Here is a 23,028-nt window from a genome sequence, read left to right on the forward strand (position 1 = left end):
ATATACTAAAATATCGTGGAGTCCATTTTTACTATTCTTACATAATTTGTTAGTAAAATGACAATGAAAGCCTACTTTAAAAAAGAAACCTCATTCATAATTGAATGAGGTTTTAATAGTTTTATAATTTATTTGTTAAGTTTTTAAAACTTCATTCTTAGTTTAAAGTTTAAAACTCTTCCTGTCATGTAATTTGGAATTGCAAATTGTTGTTTACTGTATACATCTCTAACCCAAGTGTTTGTGATAGAGTTTCTAATGTCAAAAATATTGAACAACTCTAAACCAGCAGTAAGTTCTTCAAAATTGTTCAGAAATTTATTTGAGGTTTTCTTATTGTTGTCGACAAAAACGTATGAAACTCCAACATCTGCACGTCTGTAATCTTCCAATCTGTTTTGAAAGCTATACACATCTGCATAGGCTGGAGCGCCACCTGGTACACCAGTATTATAAACTAGATTTAAGTATGCTTTTAAATCTGGTAGGTTTGGGACATAATCTTGAAATAATACACCCAATTTTATTCTCTGGTCTGTAGGTCTGGCAATATAACCTCTGTTATCAATGTTTTCTTGAGTTTTTAAATATCCAAAACTAACCCAACTATCATTACCTGGAACAAATTCACCATTTAAACGAACATCAAGTCCATATGCATAAGCGTTAGTTACATTGTCTGCTCTATATCGAATTCGAACATTATCAATTGAATATGCATTTACATCACTTAAATCTTTGTAATACAATTCTGTCGTCAATTTAAAAGGCCTATTCCACATCGTGAAACTGTAATCATTTCCTACTACTGCATGAATTGACTTTTGAGCTTTTACATCAGCTGATATTTGTCCGTTATAACCTCTTAACTCCCTGTAAAAAGGAGGTTGAGAGTAGTAACCTCCAGAGATTCTGAAAAGCATATCGTCATTCCAATCTGGTTTTATAGCAAATTGAGCTCTTGGACTAAAAATTAGTTGACTTTTAGATTCGGCTCCAACTGGACTTACATTCCAATATTGAGATCTGACTCCGGCATTGAACCATATTTCATGATTTCCCCAAGTAGTTTTTCTACTGAACTGTAAAAAACCAGAAAAACGATTTATATCAACAGTATTTTGAGCTCTTACATTTTGAAAAGGCTCAATAGGGCCAGTAAAAGGAGTATAAGGTTGGTCATTGCCAATATTGTGATGTGGAGGTCTAACAGAAAACCCTACACTATCAATAACTTCCCATTCTCTAATACGATCTCTTATATTTTCTTTTTGATATTTGATTCCTGCTCTCCATTCGTTATTGCCATCTTTAAGAGTGGCTTTTACTTGAGCATTTACAATTAAAGCATCTAAATCGTTACGAGCATGGTTTAATTGAGAGCCAATACCCTGAGAAAATTCAACTTCACCGAAATTTTCAGAGCCTAAATTAGTATTCACTTGCCCTAAGTTATATTGTGCAGCAATGTCAAAGTATTCTTCTTCCTGTGTGTTAAATGAAGATACAATTCCAGTTAACTCTAAATTATCATTTATTCTGTAATCCATTGAAAATGCTCCAAAAAATGTTTGGAAACGATCAACTTCTTGACCTTGATAGAATACAATTAACTCTAAAGGATTTGCAATAGTTCCAAAACGTGTTCTTCTTGATAAAGGTTTATAGTTGTAATTATTAAGCGAAAAGTTTCCTAAGAAATTGACATCAACTTTTGAAGAAAGTTTATAAGATAAAAAGGTTTGGATATCAGTAAAGTTTGGTCTAAAGTTGACTTCTGTTTGTTTGTCATTAACAAATAAACTATTATCTCTGTAACGTACACCTAAAATAGTACTTAGTTTATCGTTAAATAAAAGTCCTTCTGTAGTTACACTTGCACCTAAGAAACTCAAATCAATTTGTGTACTACTTTTTGTGGGTTTTCTGTAGGTGATATCTAAAACAGACGATAATTTATCACCATATTTAGCTTGAAATCCACCAGCAGAGAAATCAATATTCTGAATCATATGAGGATTTATAAAACTCAATCCTTCTTGTTGTCCAGAACGAATTAGAAAAGGTCTGTAAACTTCAATTCCATTTACATACACCAAGTTTTCGTCAAAGTTTCCACCTCTAACATTATATTGTGTACTTAATTCGTTATTATTGCTAACACCCGGTAGTGTCATTAAAACAGCTTCAACACCCGCATTTGGTCCAACTACAGTTGCTACTTTTTTAGTGTCGATTTTAGTAATTCCTTCCGCCTCTTTTTTTCTGTTTTTAATGATAATTTCTTCTAACTCTTCATTTTTAATTGTAAGAGTAGGAGAGAAGTTAATGGTCCTTTTACCACGAGTAGTAAATCTTTTTACAACTGTTTTGTATGAAACATGTGAATAAGTTACTTCAACAGTTTTTCTTATTGGAATTTCAAAAGAGTAATTTCCATACTCATCGGTTGTAGTTCCTTGATTAAGATAACTGATGGCGACACCTTCTATAGGGTCATTGAATTTATTGACTATTTTTCCTTTAACTGTGGATGTTTTTTGCGCAAAAACCAGTATAGGAAACAAAAGAAGGAATAAAGTTTTTTTCAAAATGATTTATTATTTACGATAAAACGTAGTAGAAATAGTTTCAGTATTTCCAACATTATCAGAAACTACAAGTTTAAAGATATGTTTGCTACCAACCAATTTTTTATCCGAAAAATCGTAGGTTAAAATTCCTTTCTTATGATTGTATTCCATTAAAACCCATTCGTTATCTATGGTAGCTCTGTATTCATCAATCCCGGATTCTTTATCTTCAATTTTTACTTTTAGAGTTTCATTATTTGTTAACCATCTTCCTTCAGCAAAATTAATAAGCGTAATTTCAGGTTTTTTATCATCAAAAAGCAATGTATAACTTCCTAATGTTTTCTGATTAGTAAAAACTTTGTCGTCTTTTTTTTTGGTCGTTACATATTTCGGGTATTTTTCTTTTGTAACATTGGCTATATACACCTGCTGTTTCTGAATTTCAGAAAGATGATTTGTAGTAAAAGTTAAGGTGAATTTTTTATCAAGTGGAATGGTAGGTTCGTGAAGTTTAACAATTCCGTTTTCAAAACTAAAATCAATAAAACAATCGTGATAAAAGGTGTTTTTAGGAAAAGCAACAGAGACGTTTTCTAACTCAAACTTGTGAAAATCTTTTGCAATAATCTTATAATTTGTGGTGTCTTTCTGAGAAAACATAGTATTGGAAGGTACTCCTTTAATAGGAATTCTTAGTGCAGTAGCATTTCCATTAAAATCTTTTGCAATAATTTCTACATTATAATTTTGATAGGCATTTATATTGATTTTACCATTATCAATTAAATCTTCATACAAGCTAAGTTTATTATTTTCTACTTTATGAGTTTTTTGAAAACGGTCTCTATAAGTATTGTAATGTTCGTAATCAATTAAAAGATTGATATACTTACTTTCTGCAAAAGAGAAAGTTTCAACATCGTGATAATATACTCTTTTACCATTTACATTCATTTCTAAGCTATAAATTCCATTTTTATTCATGGCAGCATTTTGATGATCATACACGAAAACACCCAAGCCAATAGTTCCGCTAGCATTAATTCTTTCTGCTACATAATTTCCGTTGTCTAATTCTCTAATCGGAATTAAAGAACTATTATTTGAATTATTAATTCTAGAGCTATTATCTATGGCAAAAACCTTAAGTCCTTTTATGATTGGTTTTTTAGTATCATCTGCTTGTAAACCAAACAACATAGGGTTTATGATGTTTTCAGTTTTTGTATCACGAATTTCATAATGTAAATGTGGTCCACCAGAGCTTCCCGTATCACCAGAGTAAGCTATTATCTCGCCTTTTTTTACCACAAATTGTTCAGGTTTAGGAAATAAATTTCCAATGTTACCTTTTTCTCTTTGATATTGAGTTTTTCTAACGTATTCCTGAATTTTAGGAGCAAACCTTTGTAAGTGAGCATAAACAGTTGTGTATCCATTGGGATGGTTCACATATAAAGCTTTACCATAACCATATTGTACGATTTTAATCCTTGAAATATAACCATCGGCAGTAGCTTTAATAGGAATTCCTTCTTTCTTTTGAGTTTTTAAATCAATACCTGAATGAAAGTGGTTACTTCGAAGCTCACCAAATGTGCCCGCTACAACTACAGGGATATCCATAGGAGGTGAAAAATAGTTTCTTGGATACTTCTTTTGAGAGAAAGAGTAACTATAAATAAAGGTAAAAATTAATAAGAAATAATATTTCAAAGCGATACAATTTGGTAACGAAATTACTAAAATTATACCAAAATAATAATAGGTTGTATTTCAGTTAATTAATAAAAATGTATTTAAGAGTTGCTATTGTTAAAAGAGATTGTTAATTTTGTGGAAATGGTTTTATCTCAATAATAGATGAGTAATACTTTAGAAGCAATTCATTTACTGGAACTTAAGTTACAAGAAATGTTAGCTAGATATGAGTTCTTAAAAGAAGAAAACGAGATATTGCTTCAACAAAATGGAGAATTACAACAGCTATTAAATGAAAAACAGCAACAATTGGTTAGTCAGAGAAAACAATATGATGTATTAAAAGTTGCCAAAACCATTGAAGGCAGTAATGAAGATTCGAGAAATACAAAACTCAAAATAAATGCTTTAATTCGAGAGATAGATAAATGTATCATACTCTTGAATGCATAAAAGTTCTTTTAAAAAAATGGAAAAATTAAAAGTTAATGTGGTCATAGCTGGAAGAACTTATCCTTTGATTGTAAAAGATGCATTGGAAGAGGAAGGGATGAGAAAAGCCGCTAAGCAGATTAACAATTTAATTTTAAATTTCGAACAAAATTATGCTGTAGCTGATAAACAAGATGTTTTAGCCATGTGTGCATTACAGTATGCATCAAAAATGGAAATAAATTCAATTAAAGCATCTGAAGAAGCTACAGAAGTATTAAATAAAATAAATGACCTGACAAATTTGTTAGATAATCATTTAAAATAAGTTCATTATATAACAGTAAACATACTGCCTATATTAGTAAAAGTTTAATAAACTCAACACTATTCAATTAAAAAGAATGAGTCTTGGTTAGTAAAGCAAGCCGTTAATTCGGATCCTTGAGCAACCGGTTAGTTCTAAACCTGTTTATCAGGAGTTTATAAAATCACTACTAATATGGGCTTTTTTTATTTTTAAGAATATAGATATTCAATTTATGGAAGGATTAGTATTACCAATTTTGGTAGGTGTTGTAGGAATTGTAATAGGTTTTATTATTGCAAAAATGCTTGAGAAAACTAAAGCTAATAAGCTTTTAAAAGAGACAAATAAGGAAGCACAAAGCATACTAAAAGAAGCAAAAATAGAGGCAGAGGCTATCAAAAAAGATAAAATTTTACAAGCGAAAGAAAAGTTTATAGAACTTAAATCAGAGCATGAGAAAGTAATTTTATCAAGAGAAAAAAAGATGTCTGATGTGGAGAAAAGGATTCGTGATAAAGAATCTAGAGTTTCTTCTGAATTAGACAAGAATAAGAAACTAACACAATCTTTAGAAAAAAAGACTTCTGATTTAGATTTTAAATTAGACTTTTTAGAAAAAAGAGAATCAGAAGTTGAAAAGTTGCATAAAAGGCATGTAGATATGCTTGAACAAATTTCTGGGTTTTCTGCTGATGAGGCAAAAACAGAGTTAGTTGCTTCTCTAAAGGAAGAGGCAAAAGCGGATGCTATGAGTTTTATTCAAGAAACGTTAGAAGAAGCTAAAATGACTGCTCAGCAAGAAGCAAGAAAAGTAGTGTTAAATACTATTCAACGAGTAGGAGTAGAGCAAGCAATTGAAAACTGTGTTTCTGTTTTTAACCTTGAGTCTGATGATGTAAAAGGAAGAATTATTGGTAGAGAAGGTAGGAATATTCGTGCTTTAGAAGCTGCAACAGGTGTAGAGATTATTGTGGATGATACACCAGAAGCGATTATTCTTTCTTGTTTTGATCCAGTTCGTAGAGAAATTGCAAGGTTATCAATGCATAAATTGGTAACAGATGGAAGAATTCATCCAGCTAGGATTGAGGAGGTAGTTCGTAAGACTGAAAAACAAATTAGCCAAGAGATTATTGAAGTAGGTAAGCGTACTGTTATCGATTTAGGTATACATGGTTTACATCCTGAATTAATCAAAACAGTTGGTAGAATGAAATATCGTTCTTCTTATGGTCAAAACTTATTACAACACTCACGTGAGGTAGCAAATTTATGTGGTTTGATGGCTGCTGAAATGGGCTTAAATGCAAAAGCAGCAAAAAGAGCAGGTTTATTACATGATATTGGTAAGGTTCCAGAAACTGAAAGTGAATTACCGCATGCTTTACTTGGAATGCAATGGGCAGAAAAGTATGGAGAAAAACCAGACGTATGCAACGCTATTGGTGCTCACCACGACGAAATTGAAATGAAGAGTTTAATAGCACCAATCGTTCAGGTTTGTGATGCGATTTCAGGAGCTAGACCTGGAGCTAGACGTCAAGTTTTAGACAGCTACATTCAACGTTTAAAAGATTTAGAAGATATTGCATTTGGTTTTACAGGTGTACAAAAAGCGTATGCTATTCAGGCCGGAAGAGAATTAAGAGTTATGGTAGAAAGTACCAAAGTTAATGATGAAAAAGCTGCTGAGTTATCATTCAATATTTCTCAAAAAATACAAAATGATATGACCTATCCAGGGCAAGTTAAAGTTACTGTAATTAGAGAAACAAGAGCAGTTAATGTAGCGAAGTAATAGATAAAATATACTCAATAAAAAAACCACTGTTGTAAACAGTGGTTTTTTTTATGGTATAATTTTTCTTAAGATCTTCTTCTTGATCTTCTAGAATCTTTATTTTTGAAATCTCTGTTTTTAGTATTCTCTTTTTTAGGAAAAGATTTTTTCTCAGAACTGTTTCTGGTTCTTCCAAATCCTTTAGAAGGACTGTCATCATTTCTTTTCTTGGTTCTTCTACCTCCACCACCTTTTCTTTCCGTCTTTGTAATTTCAATATTCACTCTTCTTCCATTAAATTCAGGAGAATTGGCAGCAAACGCATCAAGGGTATTGTTTTCGTAGTTCTTATCTATTTCAAAGAATGAAAAAGTGTCTAATATATCAATAGCACCTATTTCAACATTATTATTAATTCCTTGCTCGTTGATTAATCCCATTAGTTTAGCAGGATTTAATCGATCTTTTCTTCCTAAATTAATAAAGAAACGTGTCATATCTTCACTAGGCATTCTTCCGTTTCTACCATTGCTACGACGATCACGTTCATTTGAGATGTCATTATTTAAGTCAGGTGCATTTTCATAATATGATAGGAATGAATTAAATTCAAGTGAAACAAATTTTTGAATTAATTCTTCTCTTGAAAAATTCTTAAGCTTATCGTAAATATTTGGTAAATAAGTGTCAATTTCAGACGTGTTTACTTCTGAGTTTTCAATCTTGTCAATTAAATGGAATAATTGTTTTTCACAAATTTCTTTTCCAGTAGGAATTGAAGTCTCAACAAACTTCTTCTTAAGTGCTCTTTCAATAGGGTTTAATTTGCTTCTTTCTTTCCTGTTTACTAAAACAACTGAAACTCCTTTATTTCCCGCTCTACCTGTTCTTCCACTTCTGTGGTTGTAGTTTTCAATTTGGTCTGGCAATTTATGATTGATTACATGCGATAGGTTATCAACATCTAAACCTCTAGCAGCAACATCTGTAGCAACTAACATTTGGATATTTTTCTTTCTGAATTTTTCCATAACACTATCACGTTGCGCTTGTGATAAGTCACCATGTAATGAATCTGCATTATATCCATCCTGAATAAGTTTATCTGCAACTTCTTGAGTCTCTCTACGAGTACGACAAAACACAATTGCATAAATATCAGGATTAATATCTGCTATTCGTTTTAAAGAAGCATAACGAGTTTTTTCTGATACTAGATAGTATTCGTGAGAAACGTTATCAGAACCTTGGTTTTTTTCTCCAGAAGATATTTCAACTGGATTATGCATATAGTTTTTAGCAATAGATTCTACTTCTTTTGGGAAGGTAGCCGAAAATAATAATGTTTGCTTTGAGCTAGGAGTTGCATCAAGAACTTGGTCTAACTCGTCTTTAAAGCCCATGTTTAACATCTCATCAGCTTCATCTAACACTAACCATTTTATGTTTCCTAGTTTTAAAGCTCTACGTCTAATTAAATCTACGGTTCTACCAGGAGTTCCTATTACTATTTGCGCGCCTCTTTTTAATTGCTTTATTTGTTGCTCAATATTAGCACCTCCGTAAACGGTAACCACTTTTAAATCTGGTAAATATTTAGAAAAATCTTCAATGTTTTTTCCAATTTGTACAGCTAATTCTCTTGTTGGAGATAAAATTATGGCTTGAGAGTTATCATCTTTATCATCAATTAGTTCAACTATAGGTAAACTAAAAGCAGCTGTTTTACCTGTACCGGTTTGTGCAAATGCTTTTAAATCTTTAGAAGATGATAAAATTTGTGGAATAGCTTTTTCTTGAATAGTTGTTGGAGTTTCATAACCTAAATCTACCAACGCCTTACTAATAGGTTCTTTTAAACCTAAGTCTGCGAATTTTGACATAATGTGAATTTAACGAATTCACAGATGCCCTATCCGCGAATTCTTATATTAATATATTTTAAGGACGGCGCAAAAGTAGTAAATTAAAAACAAACTGATTCTTAATTATTTAATAAAGTTCAGTTATTTGTTTTTCAATCTTTTTTGAAGACAAAGCACAAAAACCGTTTACTACAGTTCCTTTTTTATCTATTAATACCATTCTAGGGTATTTACTTGTTAAAAACTTATGAGCGTCACTCTCTTTATGAAGATAAAATTGATGCTTAATGTTCAAGTCTTTAATATATTCATTCTTGTTATCATTTATATTGATAACTAAAAATTTGACTTCAGGATGATTGTTGATTAAATAATTCATTCTTGAAGACACCCAATTATCAGAAGAAAAATCTTTATTTCTGAAATAAATTACGGTGCTATTTCCTCGGATAATATCATTAATATTCTCCATTGAACCTTGTGGAGAATATAACTTAAAATTAGGGAATAACTTGCTTTTTGGTATTAACTTCACATCAGATAACAAACACGCAATTTCTTCTTTGTCTGCATCATTAGATGAAAAGTTAGAAAAATAATTGTAAGCTTTTTTATTAAGATTACAACTTGTCTTTGTATAGAAATGCCTTATTATAGTTTCTTTTAATAATTTATTCTTTAGTTCTTGAGAATTTATTTTATTGTTAACGGTCTCTAAAACGGCAACTGTGAATTCATCACTATCGTCTTTTATGTTTTTAGCATATACATCGTAATATATGTTATTGTAAACATATTTTCTGTAAGGAGAGAAAAACATCAGAGAGTCACTGTTAATATTTACATTTTCTCTATGAGCAATAAATTTACTCTCGTTAATATCCTGAGGGTTATCTTTCAAACGATTGTTTATAACGTATGTTTCTAACTTAGTATATAAAGGATAATACAAAGCTATTTTTAAAACGTCAAGATATTTTGTAGAAGTTTCTGGATAGTCTGATGTAAAACTGTTTATGTAAGATTCTTTAATTGATTTTAAAGAGTCTACAGTTTTTAAAAAAACATCGTTTGGTAGTTGATAGTACTTGTAAAAATCTTTAACCTGTTGTTCATTGATTAAAAAATTTTCAATCAAAGCATTGTTTTTCTCTGCATTACTTCCACTAAAAACTAAAGATTCATCAAAATCCCATGTATTCAAGCGAATTAGTAAACTGTCTTGAGGCTCTAAAAAGATATATTGGAATTCGGCTCCGTGTTTAAAAAGGTATAATCCTGTTTTAATATTTTTAAAAGTCCCTGTAAAAGTATTGTCAGATTTTAACTTAACTGTGTCTATAAGTTCTTCATAATGATTGTGTAAGGTGATAAAATCAGATTTGGGATTGATGATTTTTCCTCCAACATAAGTGTAGTTCTCTTTTTTTACGTCATTACAACTTATTATAAAGATTGATAAAAGGGGAACTAAATATTTAATCATTTTATTCAAAACGGCACATAAATTAACGCTCAAAAATAGAAATATAGAGGGGATCAAGATGTTAATTCGATGTTAATATTCAAAAAAATAAGAGATTTTTAACGATATAATTTATCAGCTATAAATGCTAGAAAAGAGAGGAGATTTCATACTTTTGCATAGAATTTTAAAAAACGAAAAATGTTAACAGTTTCTAATTTATCAGTTCAGTTTGGTAAGAGAGTATTGTTTGATGAGGTTAATACTAAGTTCACGCAAGGAAATTGCTATGGTATTATTGGAGCAAATGGTGCAGGGAAATCTACTTTTTTAAAGATTTTATCAGGTCAGATTGATCCAACTTCTGGTCAAGTTCATTTAGAGCCTGGAAAAAGAATGTCTGTATTATCTCAAAATCACTATGCTTTTGATGAGTTTCCGGTTTTAGAAACTGTGGTGATGGGTAATAAAGATCTGTACGAGATTAAAAAAGAAATTGATGCATTATATGCAGATTATACTGATGAAAATGCTGAAAAGATAGGGGAGTTACAAGTTCAGTTTGAAGAGATGAATGGTTGGAATGCTGATGCAGAGGCAGCGGCAATGTTATCAAATTTAGGAATTAAAGAAGATTTACATTATTCTTTAGTTAAAGATTTAGATGGTAAACAAAAAGTACGTGTGTTATTAGCACAAGCATTATTCGGAAATCCTGATGTATTGATTATGGATGAGCCTACCAACGATTTAGATTTTGAAACTATTTCTTGGTTAGAAAATTTCTTAGCTAATTATGATAACACCGTAATTGTTGTATCTCACGACCGTCACTTTTTAGATGCAGTTTGTACGCATATTTCTGATATAGATTTTGGAAAGATTAATCACTTTTCTGGAAACTATACGTTCTGGTATGAGTCAAGTCAGTTAGCAGCTAAGCAAAGAGCGCAACAAAACAAGAAAGCAGAAGACAAGAAAAAGGAATTAGAAGAGTTTATTCGTCGTTTTTCTGCAAACGTAGCAAAATCTAAACAAGCAACTTCTCGTAAGAAAATGATTGAGAAGTTAAATGTAGATGAAATAAAACCATCTAGCCGAAGATATCCTGCTATTATCTTTGAAAGAGATAGAGAAGCTGGAGATCAAATTTTAAATATAGAAGGTTTATCTGCTAAAGATGCAGAGGGAGAATTATTATTTTCTAATGTTGATTTAAATCTAAATAGAGGAGATAAAGTAGCTGTAATTTCTAAAAACTCTAAAGCTACAACTGCTTTTTATCAGATTATTGCTGGAAATGAAGAGCCATTAGAGGGAACATACAATTGGGGTGTAACAACTACTCAATCTTATTTACCTTCGGATAATTCTGAGTTTTTCCAAAATGGAGATTTAAATTTGGTAGATTGGTTACGTCAGTATGCTAAAACAGAAGAAGAAAGAGAAGAAGTTTTTTTACGTGGATTCTTAGGGAAGATGATTTTCTCTGGAGAAGAAGCTTTAAAGAAAAGTAATGTATTGTCTGGAGGTGAGAAAGTTCGTTGTATGTTATCAAGAATGATGATGACTAGAGCAAACATTTTAATGTTAGATGAGCCAACAAATCACTTAGACTTAGAATCAATTCAGTCGTTAAATAATTCGTTAATCAACTTTAAAGGAACAGTATTGTTTACAACTCATGACCACGAGTTTGCGCAAACCGTAGCTAATAGGGTTGTTGAGATTACGCCAAATGGAGTAATTGATAAGTATGCAACTTTCGACGAGTACTTAGATGATCCTAAAATAAAAGAATTAAGAGAAAAAATGTATGTATAAAAAAAGGAAGCTGAAAAGCTTCCTTTTTTTATTCCTTTCGTATAGGACTTATTATATCTACATCACTAAAAGCTATTGCTCCTCTTATAATTCCATCAATATTAGACTTTAAAGCTTCAATTAATTGCATTTTTAATTGCGATTTATGATAAATCAAACTTACTTCTCTTGCAGGAGGCGGAGTTTCAAACTCACGTAAATGAGTTTTATCTTCATCATTTAAATCTAAAGTATTTAAATAAGGAAGTAAGGTCATTCCCAATCCATCTTTAGAGAGTTTTATTAATGTATCAAAACTTCCGCTTTCTAAATGAAATTTTTTGTGATCGTCTTTTTTATTTACTTTACATAAATTGATAACACTGTTTTTAAAACAATGCCCATCTTCTAGAAGTAAAATATCTTCTAACTCTAAATCTTCAATAGATAATTTATCTTTTTGAAACAAACGATGTTCATTTGGAATTAAACCAACAAAAGGTTCATAATATAAAACACGCTCTTTAATAGATTCGTTTCCTAAAGGTGTAGCAGCAATAGCAGCATCAATATGACCGTCTGTAAGTTTTCTGATGATTTCTTCGGTTGTTAACTCTTCAATAATCAATTGAACTTTAGGATAGGTTTTAGTAAAGTGTTTTAAAAACATTGGTAGCAATGTTGGCATAATTGTAGGAATTATACCTAACTTGAATTCTCCTCCAATGTATCCTTTTTGTTGATGAACGATGTCAATAATTCTATTACTCTCATCAACAATTACTTTTGCTTGTTCAACAATTCTTTTTCCTACAGGAGTTAACTCTATTGGTTTTTTAGAACGATTAAAAATTTTAGCATCTAACTCTTCCTCCAGTTTTTGAATTTGCATACTTAACGTAGGCTGTGTTACAAAACAATGTTCTGCAGCAACAGTAAAATTTTTGTGTTCGGCTACGGCTAATGTATACTTTAATTGTGTAATGGTCATTAATAATAATTTTCGATAAAGATATTAAAACTATCAATTATACTAATGGTTGAGACGCTTTATTTTGGGGTAATTTTGTAGTAACGTAAGACAAAAGATTAAAAACATGGCAAAAACAATAATAGGATTAGATAAAGAGAAATCAAGTAAATTAGTAGATGATTTAAATGTATTACTAGCTAATTTTCAGTTATATTATCAAAATTTAAGAGGGTTACATTGGAATATTAAAGGAAAAAATTTCTTTGAACTTCACATGAAGTTTGAGGAATTGTATACCGACTCTCAATTAAAAATAGACCTAATAGCTGAAAGAGTACTTACATTACAAGGAGAGCCTTTACATACTTTTGAAGATTACATCAAAAAAGGTTCAGTGCCAGTTGGGAAAGGTATTAGTAATGATGAAAAAGCAGTAACATTGGTTGTAAATTCTTTATCTGAATTATTAAAGATAGAACGTACTATTTTAGAAACTTCTGATAATGCAAATGATGAAGGAACAAATTCTATGATGAGTGATTTTATCGCAGAGCAGGAAAAAACAGTTTGGATGTTAAACGCTTGGTTATCTAAATAGGATTAACATATTATTTACAATAGGTTTGAGAAGAGTAGTTGTTTTTAACTACTTTTTTTTATTTTATAGTATTGATTTTCATTGTTTTATTACTCTTTGTTTTTCTGTTAAAAATTCTATTTATAATCATTCTAATTATTAAGGCTAGCTTTAATTGTGTAACATTTTCTTAAAGAGAAATTAAAGTAGGATTGATTTAAACTTTAAACTCGTGCTCTTGATTTGTACCATCAAAAAAACAAAACTTAAATAAGGACACGATGAAAAATTTAAAACTAAGCTTAACTGCATTATTAGCTTTGTCAATTGGTTTTACTACACTTACTTCTTGTGAAGATGGAAAAGACGGTATTGATGGAGTTGATGGTGTAAATGGTCAAAACGGACAAGATGGCGCTACAGGTGCAACTGGACCAAATGGTTCTGATGCTTCTGTATATTTAGCAGCTTCTAAAACGCCAAACTTCTTAAAAGTAACTAGCGATTTCGTTGGATTAAAAATTACAACAATTTTATCTTCTGAAGATGTAATTCCAAATACACCAGATTTCGTTTATGGATCTATGGCTGACGGAGCTGGATTATTAAGAGAAGCAGATGGAACTTTCACTTTAATCAATAATATCGAAGCTGATTATTCTATTGCTAGAATCAAATTAAATCAAAACTTAAGGCCAACAGAAGGAGAGTACATTTTAAATGCTGCTGCTACTGCTGAAACTGCTCAATGTTCTGGTTCAATGATTACTATGGAAGAACATGGTTTTGGACCAATGTATTTATCTGGTGGAGAATGGGGTGGATCTTCAAAAGGTGTATTTGCAACTGATCCATATAAGCCTGCTACCGAAGCTGGAACAGGGAGATTATTATCTGCTTTTGGTCAATGGTCTACAGAAAATGCTGTAGTTATAGGTAAAGATGCTTACCCAAACAAAACGGTTGCTTTTATTGGTGACGATCATTCTGATAACGATGTGCCGTCAGGACAATTAGGAATGTATGTTGGAAACAGAGGAGACTTAGAAGGAGGTAAATTATACGGTTTAAAAGTTTCTACTGCTGGAATCACTTATGAAGTCGATATGGTTGAAGGAACTGAGTATGATGCTGAGTTTGTTGAGTTAACTGAAAGAGAAATCAACGCTTTAGATGCTGAAGCAAAGTCTAAAGGTGTTATGGGATTCTCACGTTTAGAGGATATCGACTGGAGAAGAGGAGTTGCTGGAAATCAAAGAGAGATTTACTTTGCTGTTACAGGTAGAAACAAATCAGGATTAGCAGGTAAAGGAACTTTCTTAGGACGTATTTATAAGGTTGTTTTAAACGATACTGATCCAACAGGAGCTGCAAAAATTACATGTGTTTTAGATGGTGATAAAATTGGTGGTAAAGCAGAAGGTTTCCATTCACCTGATAACATTTTAGTAACTGAAAACTATGCTTACATTCAAGAAGATCCAAATGGATATTTAGATACTTCTGTAAATGGATATGCGAAGTTATACCAGTACAACTTAAATACTGGAGAAATCAAAACTGTATTAGAGTGTGATCAAAATAGAGCTGCTGATTTGGGATACGGTTCAAACACAAGAAACTGGGAAATTACAGGTATGATAGATGTTACTGAAGTTGTAAACAACGGTAAAAACACATTCATCGTAATTACTCAAAATCACGGATGGGAGCCAGCAGATGGAACTTCTTTTACAGATCCAATGGCAAATCCTGATTTAGCTAACAGAAAAGAAGGTTCAGTTTTACACATAATCACTGGATTAGAAAGATAAAAAATGAAAGACATATTTAGTCGAGCTAAGACATACCTTCGTGTATGTCTTTTGCTTTTGATAGTAGGATGCGCTAATGAGGAGAAAAAGTATAGTGCTGTAAATACATTTTCTACGGATATTTCTGCTTTGTATAATCAATATTTAACGAGTTCTATTAGTAATGTAGAGAAGTTAAATCTTGAAATTCCTTCAGAAGAGAGAAAAGAATATTACAAAGAGGCTAGGAAATATTTTAAGTTAATGGAGCCAATTTTAGCGTATTCTGATAAGAATAATTACAAGTCGCTAAACGCTCCTAATATTATTCAGGTAAAAGGAGAAGAGTCGCAAGATACTCGTGTTATAAATCCTATTGGTTTTCAGGTGATTGAAGAAAACCTTTATGAAGAAGAGATTGATACGGTAACCTTAACTAGAGCTATTACTGTTACTAAAGATCGTTTAAAGTTGATTAAGGAGAATATTTCTTTAAAGCTAAAAGATTATCATATCATTTGGTTACTAAGAGAACAAATTGTAAGAATTGCTACTACTGGGATTACTGGTTTTGATTCGCCTGTGTTAAGTCAGTCTTTATTAGAAAGTAAATACTCCTATAATACATTAATTGAGATTGTTAAGATGAATGAAAATAAGTTTTCTTCTCTTGAGGTGAAGAATAAATTCATTCAATCAATAACTGATGCACAGAAGGATTTAGATCATGATTTTGATACTTTTGATCGTTATTCATTTATTAAAAAACATATCAATAAGCAATTAAAATTATTGGTTGAAGTTCAAAAAGATTGGAATGTAAAGTTCCCATTTGAAATGGCTTTGTCAAATACTATGACGGAACTTTTTTCAAAGGATGCTTTAAACATTGATTATTTCTCAGATCAGTTAAGTGATACTACAAGTCTTGCTGAAAAAGTTGAATTTGGTAAAGAACTGTTTAACGACAAATCATTGTCAAAAAATCACAAAATGGCTTGTGCTACATGTCATGTAAAGGAATTAGCTTTTACAGATGGTAAGAAAACATTTGATAAAAATCAAATTAGAAATACACCAACAGTAACATATTCAGCATATCAACAAGCATTTTTTATGGATGCAAGAGCTGGAAGTTTAGAAGGTCAAGTAGTTGGAGTTGTAAAAAACCACAACGAGTTTAATATGTCTATGGATTCAGTGGTTAAGCGAGTTCAACAAAATGATATTTACAAGAATAAACTTCTGAAATTATACAGTAATAAAAGAATCGATTATAATATTAGACATGCCATTGCTTCTTATATCAGAAGTTTGAATTCTTTTAATTCGAAGTTTGATAGAAACATTAGAGGAGAGGAAAATACGTTAACAGAAGAAGAGCAATTAGGCTTTAATTTATTTATGGGAAAAGCAATGTGTGCTACGTGTCATTTTGCGCCAGTTTTCAACGGAACCGTTCCTCCAAATTATACGGATACTGAATTAGAATTTATTGGAGTACCATCAAGTATGGACACCATGAATGCAAAATTATCTGCCGATTTAGGGAGGTATGAATTGTTTAAAACACCAGAGCGCAAACACTTTTTTAAAACACCAACAGTTAGAAATACTGGAGTTACAGCTCCTTACATGCACAATGGTGTTTATACAACGTTACAAGAAGTAATGGATTTTTATAACAAAGGAGGTGGAGCTGGATTAGGAATTGAAAATGAGTATCAAACTTTACCTTTTGATAATTTGAGTTTAACTCAGCAAGAGATTGATGCGCTAATTGCGTTTACTAAGACTTTAACAGATGCCGAATAAAAGGTCTTTGTAGTTGTGTTGTAAAAACTCTTTGATACTATTCAAGGAGTTTTTTTATGTTAAAAATGTAATTTTACAAAAGAACTCCGACGAAGTAGTATAAAATCAATTTTCAATGAAAAAACTAATAGCAGTATTTCTACTAGTAGCTTTAATTAGCGCTTGTAAAACCGAAACAAAAAAAGAAGAAAAAGAGGAAGTTAAAAAAGAAGTAAAAAAAGAACCAGCCTATCCAAAAGCATTATCAGAAGTTTTTGAAAAACATGGAGGTATCGATGCTTGGAGAAAAGCAAGATTTTTATCGTACAAAGTAAAAGGAGAGGAGCACACAACAGATTTACATTCAAGAAAAGCTGTGGTTAATGCAGATAATTACTCATTAGGTTTTGATGGAAAAGAAGTTTGGTTACATCAAAAAGATTCTACAGCTTTTACAGGGAATCCAGAGTTTTATTACAACTTGTATTTTTACTTTTATTCAATGCCGTTTGTATTAGCTGATGATGGAATAATTTATTCCGATACAGCACCTATAGAGTTTGAAGGAGTTAGTTATCCAGGAATAAAAATATCGTACAAAGCAAATGTGGGAGTTTCACCAGATGATAATTATTTTATATTTTACCATCCAGAAACCAAACAAATGGCTTGGTTAGGGTATACTGTAACTTATTTTAGCAAGAAGCCATCTGAAAATTTTAAAATCATTAGATATAATGATTGGGAAAACGTTAACGGTTTTTTATTACCAAAATCAATAACTTGGTACAACAAAAACGATCAAGGTGTACCAACAGAACCTGCAGGTGAGCCAACTGAGTTTTCATCAGCATTAGTAAGTCAAGCACCATTAGCAGATAGCTTTTTTAGTAAGCCTGCTAAATAAGTAGAAACTATCAACTAACAAACTAATTATTATGAGTAAAAAGTATATGTGGAAAAAAGAATACACATTCGTTCTATTGGCTAACCTAGTGTACATTGTTCTTTTTTATTTTATTACTAACACATATACTAAATAAGTTTACTCATGCAAGTTTTAGATTGGATTGTACTTTCGATTACCTTATTGTTTATTGTATTATACGGAACGTGGAAAACAAGAGGTAGTGAAAATGTAGAGCAATATATTAAAGGTGGGAACCAAACAAAGTGGTGGACTATTGGATTGTCGGTAATGGCAACTCAAGCTAGTGCCATCACTTTTTTGTCTACCCCTGGTCAAGCCTTTCATAGCGGAATGGGATTTGTTCAATTTTACTTCGGATTACCACTTGCTATGGTAATTATCTGTTTAGTATTCATACCTATTTATCATAAATTAAATGTGTATACTGCTTATGAGTATCTAGAAAGTAGGTTTGATTTAAAAACGAGAACATTAGCAGCCATTTTATTTTTAATTCAAAGAGGATTAGCTGCTGGAATTACCATTTTTGCACCGGCTATAATATTGTCAGCAGTTTTAGGATGGGATTTAGTCTTTCTGAACATCATTATCGGTCTTCTAGTAATCATTTACACGGTAAGCGGAGGAACAAAAGCTGTAAGTGTTACTCAAAAACAGCAGATGGCAATTATTTTCTTAGGAATGTTTATCGCGTTTTATTTAATCTTACATTATTTACCAGATGGTATTACTTTCGGAAAAGCACTTGAAATTGCTGGAGCAAGTAATAAAATGAAAGTCTTAGATTTTTCTTGGGATTTAAATAATCGTTATACTGTTTGGACAGGTTTTCTTGGAGGAACATTTTTAATGTTGTCCTACTTTGGAACAGATCAAAGTCAGGTTCAACGATACCTTTCTGGAAAGAGTGTTAGAGAAAGTCAGTTAGGTCTTATTTTTAATGGATTGTTAAAGGTTCCGATGCAATTCTTTATTCTTTTAGTAGGAGTGATGGTTTTTGTTTTTTATCAGTTTAACACATCACCTTTAAACTTCAATCCAAAAGCTCAAGAGGCAGTTATTAATTCTCAATATGTTTCAGAATATAAAGTTTTAGAGGATAGGCATAAAGAAATTGAAGCGGAAAAGAAAACACTTATTTTATCTGGAATTACTGATACAAATAAACCACGACTACAAGCCTTAAATGAAGAAGATTTAAAGCTGAAACAGGAGGCTAAAACAATTATAGAAAAGTCTGATGCTACTGTGGAAACCAATGATAAAGATTATGTGTTCATTCACTTTATATTGAATAATCTTCCTAAAGGTTTAATAGGTTTGTTATTGGCAGTGATTTTATCGGCCGCTATGTCGTCAACAGCTTCTGAATTAAATGCACTAGCATCTACTACAGCTATTGATTTATATAAACGAAATGTTACTGAAGAAAAAAGTGATCAGCACTACGTTAAAATGTCCAAATGGTTTACACTAGGTTGGGGTATTTTAGCAATTTTAATTGCTTGTGTCGCAAACTTATTTGATAATTTAATTCAGTTAGTAAATATTATCGGGTCTATATTTTATGGTAATGTATTGGGTATTTTTTTAATCGCATTCTTTTTAAAGTTTATTAAATCAAACTCTGTATTTATTGGTGCAATTATTACTCAATTACTAATAATAGGAATTTACTTTTTTGGGATATTTTTACCTGAACAAAATGGAGAGCAAGCATTGATTAGTTATTTATGGTTAAATGCTTTAGGTTGTGGTTTAGTTATCGTAATCGCTTCAGTATTACAGGCAATCAAAGGTAATTCAAAAGAAGGAAACCTAAGTGTAAGTCAAATAGGAGAAGAGTAAATTATTACTTTTTACTATTTCGTTTGTTTTTATAAAACTGTTTATCTGCTACATAAATTGTTTTTCGAACTTCACAGTAGGTTGTACTTTTATCTTTGCTAGTTAGTAAAGTGATTTTTTCTATGTTAATTTCATTTTCTTCTGAAACACGTTTTTTAATTTCTTCCAATTCTTTAGTTGAATAGGTGAAATGGGCATACACATGTTCTTTAGCAGGTCTTTTAAATTTAATTTCTGCTGATTTATCCCAAACAACATAATCGTCTCCAATTAAATTGATTAATTGTACCATCGGTATTGGATCTACAGACGAAAATAAACTTCCTCCAAAAATTGAGTTTACGTAATTCTTGTTTTTGTAACTGATAGGAACTTTAACAACTACTTTTAATAAATCATCAGAAACGGCAATAATTCTACCAGTGCTTCTTCTATACATTGGAGATAAATTAAAACCATGTTTAAATAGTTTAGATTTTGGGATAAACTTAGTTCCAATTTCCGCGATTTTTTTATAAATTGACATAGTACTTATTTAAAAATGTAAAAGTATAAAGAATAAAAAAACTCGAGCTGGTTACACTCGAGTTTTACTTTTAATTTAATTTAGATATACTAAGCTCCCCATTCTTTTAGAGATTCTTTGTTCATCTTTACGTAGTCAGCATTTTTAGCTTTCTCAGCGTGCATTAAAGAGGCTTTAGCAGCTTTAATAGCACCTTTTTTATCACCAGCTTTAGCATGAATTAAAGACTGCTTACGTAAGTACCAAAAACGAGGTTCGCTTTTAGTCATCTCAACAGCTTTATCAATCCACATCATAGCTTTTTGAATATCTTTACCTTCATCCATATAGTAAGAAGCAGCAGCATAATAATCATTAGGAGCTGGACCTGCCATAACAGCCGAAATACTTGATTCAACAGCTTTATCAGTTGGAACGTTAAATTTAATTCCAGCATAAGAGTTTTCCCATAAGATTCCTAAAACCGCCGAACTATTTGTTAAGTCATCAATAGTAATAGTAAAAGTTTCAATACTCATAGGCATTTTTTCAACTTTAGCAGTAGTGGTTAAAGCAACTTTACTGTCGTCCCATTTTCTTGGTGTTCCCCAGTTGTTTGTATCACTGTAAAACATAACTTCCCATGAGTTAGCTTCAGGTTTTGTAAAAATAGCATAAGAACCTTTCTTTAATGTTTTTCCATCAATTGTAACGTCTTCGCTAAATGTTACTGTAGTATTTTTATTAGCTCCAGTTCTCCATAATTTTCCAAAAGGAACTAAATCTCCAAATATTTTTCTTCCTTTTGCTCCAGGTCTTGAGTATTCCACAGTAACATCAGTTAAACCAACTTTTTGCTCTAACTTAGAAAGTGGACTTGGTTGAGGGGTTGTAATTTGAGCATTAACAGATACTGTTAAAGAAGCAACAAATAATCCTAAAAGTATTTTTTTCATGATAATAAATTAGTTTGTTTTTTTCGTCTGTATAAAATTACAGCTTAAAGATGCTTTTAATGTTAACAAAAACTTAAAAAACGAGATTGTATCTTTGCGAGTATGAAAAAATATATTTCTGAATTTATTGGAACTTTTGCACTTATTTTTTGTGGTACGGGAGCTATGACAATTAATGAAGTTACCAATGGTTCTATTGGTCATGTTGGGATTGCAATTACTTGGGGTTTAATTGTAATGGCAATGATATATGCTTTTGGAGAAATCTCTGGAGCACATTTTAATCCAGCGGTTACTATTTCATTTGCTTATGCTAAAAAATTTCCTTGGACAGAAGTACCAAAGTATATCGCTTTTCAAATTTTAGGAGCCGTTTTTGCAAGTTTAGTATTGTGGTTTTTATTTCCTGAAAGTGAGTTTTATGGAGCTACTGTTCCCTCCACAGATGCCATGAGAGCTTTTGTTTTAGAGTTACTATTGACTTTTTTCTTGATGGTTACAATTATTAATGTTTCTACCGGAAGTAAAGAAGTAGGAATTATGGCAGGTATTGCTATTGGGGGAGTTGTATTACTTGAGGCTATGTTTGCAGGTCCTATAACAAAAGCTTCTATGAATCCAGTAAGATCGATTGCTCCAGCTCTAGTTTCAGGACATTTTGAGCATTTATGGTTGTATATATTAGCGCCAATAATTGGTGCTTTGCTAGCTGTAGTAACATGTAAATTAGTAAAAGATGATAACTGTTGTGAAGGTGAATGTTGATTTATAGTATCAAGTAAATAGTACTATAACTGAATACTGTGAACTGAAAACTGCAAACTAAAAAACCGTGAGCTAAAAGAAAAGACACATAAATTTAATTCTAATAGAGATTTTAATAATTTGAAAAATAATCAAAGAACATATAGCATTTTAGGTTGTGGCTGGTTAGGTATTCCTTTGGCGGAATATTTTATTCAGAATTCAATTACAATTAAAGGATCTACCAGGTCAGAAGATAAGATTGAAAAGTTAGAAAATCTGGGAATAAACCCTTTTATTATTGATATTGAAGATGAAATAACAAATAATGAATTCTTTGATAGTGAGGTTCTTTTGGTAATGATTACCTCTAAAGATACCAATGCGTATAAAAGATTGATCCATCAAATAGAAAAATCGTCTGTTAAGAAAGTAATTTTTATAAGTTCTACTTCTGTTTATCCTAGAAATAATAAAACCTATACCGAAGAAGACGAAACAGTAAAAGATTTTTTATTGATTGATGTTGAAGAGTTGTTCAGAAAGAATGAAAACTTTACAACAACTATAATTCGTTTTGCAGGATTATATGGAGGAAATAGACAACCAGGGAATTGGTTTGCTGAAAAAGAAATTCCACAACCGGAAGGTTTTGTAAATATGATTCATCGAGATGATTGTATTCAAATCATTAATAAGTTAATAGAGGAAGATATTTTTGGAGAAACATTTAATGCGTGTGCGAATCACCATCCAACACGAAAAGAATTTTATATAGCAGCCAGAAAAAAAATAGGTAAACCAGAACCTGTATTTAAAACTGAAAATGAATTACAATTCAAAAAAATCAGTCCAGCCAAATTGATAAACCGGTTGAATTATCAGTTTATACATAACAATTTGTTGGATTTGAAGGAGTAATACTAATTTTACTGCCTACTGCCTACTGCCTACTGCCTACTGCCTACTGCCTAC

At 31.2% G+C, this 23,028-nt stretch carries 18 protein-coding genes and 1 other RNA gene; 12 read left to right on the top strand and 7 right to left on the bottom strand.

Translation table 11 applies throughout. The annotated features are described in order from the left end of the window. Positions 1-143 precede the first annotated feature (143 nt). Positions 144-2,594, bottom strand: coding sequence for a TonB-dependent receptor (locus EV195_RS15155; RefSeq protein ID WP_132795816.1), 2,451 nt, complete (start codon positions 2,592-2,594; stop codon positions 144-146). A gap of 6 nt (positions 2,595-2,600) precedes the next feature. Then, positions 2,601-4,292 (bottom strand): M23 family metallopeptidase, encoded by a 1,692-nt coding sequence (locus EV195_RS15160; protein WP_243693134.1) that lies wholly within the window; start codon positions 4,290-4,292, stop codon positions 2,601-2,603. Positions 4,293-4,439: 147 nt separating this feature from the next. Between EV195_RS15160 and EV195_RS15165 the strand changes: the two genes are divergently transcribed. From EV195_RS15165 to rny, 4 genes are all read left to right on the top strand, one after another. Continuing rightward, positions 4,440-4,730 carry a hypothetical protein gene (locus EV195_RS15165; RefSeq protein WP_132795817.1) on the top strand — a complete coding sequence of 97 codons (291 nt, stop codon included), beginning with the start codon at positions 4,440-4,442 and terminating at the stop codon, positions 4,728-4,730. A gap of 16 nt (positions 4,731-4,746) precedes the next feature. Continuing rightward, positions 4,747-5,037, top strand: coding sequence for a cell division protein ZapA (locus tag EV195_RS15170; RefSeq protein ID WP_132795818.1), 291 nt, complete (start codon positions 4,747-4,749; stop codon positions 5,035-5,037). Between the two features lie 51 nt (positions 5,038-5,088). Further along, positions 5,089-5,194, top strand: a non-coding RNA gene (ssrS, locus tag EV195_RS15175) — 6S RNA. Between the two features lie 57 nt (positions 5,195-5,251). Further along, the gene (gene rny / locus EV195_RS15180) at positions 5,252-6,817 is read left to right on the top strand and encodes a ribonuclease Y (RefSeq protein WP_132795819.1); all 1,566 of its coding nucleotides are present in this window, start codon (positions 5,252-5,254) and stop codon (positions 6,815-6,817) included. Between the two features lie 68 nt (positions 6,818-6,885). Here rny and EV195_RS15185 read toward each other — a convergent pair whose 3' ends face one another. Beyond that, the gene (locus EV195_RS15185) at positions 6,886-8,682 is read right to left on the bottom strand and encodes a DEAD/DEAH box helicase (protein WP_132795820.1); all 1,797 of its coding nucleotides are present in this window, start codon (positions 8,680-8,682) and stop codon (positions 6,886-6,888) included. Positions 8,683-8,791: 109 nt separating this feature from the next. Next, positions 8,792-10,150, bottom strand: a complete 1,359-nt coding sequence (locus EV195_RS15190) for a TlpA family protein disulfide reductase (protein ID WP_132795821.1) — start codon at positions 10,148-10,150, stop codon at positions 8,792-8,794. Positions 10,151-10,330: 180 nt separating this feature from the next. Between EV195_RS15190 and EV195_RS15195 the strand changes: the two genes are divergently transcribed. Further along, entirely contained in the window at positions 10,331-11,953 is a 1,623-nt protein-coding gene (locus tag EV195_RS15195; RefSeq protein ID WP_132795822.1) for an ABC-F family ATP-binding cassette domain-containing protein, read from the top strand. Positions 11,954-11,981: 28 nt separating this feature from the next. On the opposite strand, the gene EV195_RS15200 is transcribed toward EV195_RS15195, so the two are convergent. Further along, on the bottom strand, positions 11,982-12,923 hold the full coding sequence (locus EV195_RS15200) for a LysR family transcriptional regulator (protein ID WP_132795823.1): 942 nt from the start codon (positions 12,921-12,923) through the stop codon (positions 11,982-11,984). 106 nt (positions 12,924-13,029) lie between these two features. On the opposite strand from EV195_RS15200, the gene EV195_RS15205 reads away from it, so the two are divergent. The 5 genes from EV195_RS15205 (at position 13,030) to EV195_RS15225 (ending at position 19,848) form a co-directional block, all read left to right on the top strand. Further along, positions 13,030-13,503 carry a Dps family protein gene (locus tag EV195_RS15205; protein WP_132795824.1) on the top strand — a complete coding sequence of 158 codons (474 nt, stop codon included), beginning with the start codon at positions 13,030-13,032 and terminating at the stop codon, positions 13,501-13,503. 260 nt (positions 13,504-13,763) lie between these two features. Then, positions 13,764-15,296, top strand: a complete 1,533-nt coding sequence (locus EV195_RS15210; protein ID WP_132795825.1) for a PhoX family protein — start codon at positions 13,764-13,766, stop codon at positions 15,294-15,296. Positions 15,297-15,299: 3 nt separating this feature from the next. Beyond that, entirely contained in the window at positions 15,300-17,090 is a 1,791-nt protein-coding gene (locus EV195_RS15215) for a cytochrome-c peroxidase (RefSeq protein ID WP_132795826.1), read from the top strand. A 115-nt stretch (positions 17,091-17,205) separates the two neighbouring features. Then, on the top strand, positions 17,206-17,976 hold the full coding sequence (locus tag EV195_RS15220; protein ID WP_132795827.1) for a DUF6503 family protein: 771 nt from the start codon (positions 17,206-17,208) through the stop codon (positions 17,974-17,976). A 144-nt stretch (positions 17,977-18,120) separates the two neighbouring features. Beyond that, positions 18,121-19,848 carry a sodium:solute symporter gene (locus EV195_RS15225; RefSeq protein ID WP_132795828.1) on the top strand — a complete coding sequence of 576 codons (1,728 nt, stop codon included), beginning with the start codon at positions 18,121-18,123 and terminating at the stop codon, positions 19,846-19,848. A gap of 4 nt (positions 19,849-19,852) precedes the next feature. On the opposite strand, the gene EV195_RS15230 is transcribed toward EV195_RS15225, so the two are convergent. Together EV195_RS15230 and EV195_RS15235 are read right to left on the bottom strand one after the other, a co-directional pair. Beyond that, entirely contained in the window at positions 19,853-20,374 is a 522-nt protein-coding gene (locus tag EV195_RS15230; RefSeq protein WP_132795829.1) for a PaaI family thioesterase, read from the bottom strand. A gap of 89 nt (positions 20,375-20,463) precedes the next feature. Continuing rightward, positions 20,464-21,309, bottom strand: a complete 846-nt coding sequence (locus tag EV195_RS15235; protein ID WP_132795830.1) for a DUF2911 domain-containing protein — start codon at positions 21,307-21,309, stop codon at positions 20,464-20,466. A 102-nt stretch (positions 21,310-21,411) separates the two neighbouring features. Between EV195_RS15235 and EV195_RS15240 the strand changes: the two genes are divergently transcribed. Together EV195_RS15240 and EV195_RS15245 are read left to right on the top strand one after the other, a co-directional pair. Then, entirely contained in the window at positions 21,412-22,074 is a 663-nt protein-coding gene (locus EV195_RS15240) for an MIP/aquaporin family protein (RefSeq protein WP_132795831.1), read from the top strand. Positions 22,075-22,194: 120 nt separating this feature from the next. Continuing rightward, a complete protein-coding gene (locus EV195_RS15245) occupies positions 22,195-22,974 on the top strand; it encodes an NAD(P)H-binding protein (RefSeq protein WP_132795832.1) in 780 nt (259 codons plus the stop codon). Positions 22,975-23,028: the final 54 nt, after the last annotated feature.

The organism is Tenacibaculum skagerrakense (genome assembly GCF_004345825.1).
Classification (GTDB): Bacteria; Bacteroidota; Bacteroidia; order Flavobacteriales; family Flavobacteriaceae; genus Polaribacter; species Polaribacter skagerrakensis.

Bases quoted from the DNA above. Each gene is read 5' to 3' on its own strand.
- EV195_RS15165 (WP_132795817.1), top strand. From the start codon at position 4,440: ATGAGTAATACTTTAGAAGCAATTCATTTACTGGAACTTAAGTTACAA.
- EV195_RS15170 (WP_132795818.1), top strand. From the start codon at position 4,747: ATGGAAAAATTAAAAGTTAATGTGGTCATAGCTGGAAGAACTTATCCT.
- rny (WP_132795819.1), top strand. From the start codon at position 5,252: ATGGAAGGATTAGTATTACCAATTTTGGTAGGTGTTGTAGGAATTGTA.
- EV195_RS15185 (WP_132795820.1), bottom strand. From the start codon at position 8,682: ATGTCAAAATTCGCAGACTTAGGTTTAAAAGAACCTATTAGTAAGGCG.
- EV195_RS15190 (WP_132795821.1), bottom strand. From the start codon at position 10,150: ATGATTAAATATTTAGTTCCCCTTTTATCAATCTTTATAATAAGTTGT.
- EV195_RS15195 (WP_132795822.1), top strand. From the start codon at position 10,331: ATGTTAACAGTTTCTAATTTATCAGTTCAGTTTGGTAAGAGAGTATTG.
- EV195_RS15200 (WP_132795823.1), bottom strand. From the start codon at position 12,923: ATGACCATTACACAATTAAAGTATACATTAGCCGTAGCCGAACACAAA.
- EV195_RS15205 (WP_132795824.1), top strand. From the start codon at position 13,030: ATGGCAAAAACAATAATAGGATTAGATAAAGAGAAATCAAGTAAATTA.
- EV195_RS15210 (WP_132795825.1), top strand. From the start codon at position 13,764: ATGAAAAATTTAAAACTAAGCTTAACTGCATTATTAGCTTTGTCAATT.
- EV195_RS15215 (WP_132795826.1), top strand. From the start codon at position 15,300: ATGAAAGACATATTTAGTCGAGCTAAGACATACCTTCGTGTATGTCTT.
- EV195_RS15220 (WP_132795827.1), top strand. From the start codon at position 17,206: ATGAAAAAACTAATAGCAGTATTTCTACTAGTAGCTTTAATTAGCGCT.
- EV195_RS15225 (WP_132795828.1), top strand. From the start codon at position 18,121: ATGCAAGTTTTAGATTGGATTGTACTTTCGATTACCTTATTGTTTATT.
- EV195_RS15230 (WP_132795829.1), bottom strand. From the start codon at position 20,374: ATGTCAATTTATAAAAAAATCGCGGAAATTGGAACTAAGTTTATCCCA.
- EV195_RS15235 (WP_132795830.1), bottom strand. From the start codon at position 21,309: ATGAAAAAAATACTTTTAGGATTATTTGTTGCTTCTTTAACAGTATCT.
- EV195_RS15240 (WP_132795831.1), top strand. From the start codon at position 21,412: ATGAAAAAATATATTTCTGAATTTATTGGAACTTTTGCACTTATTTTT.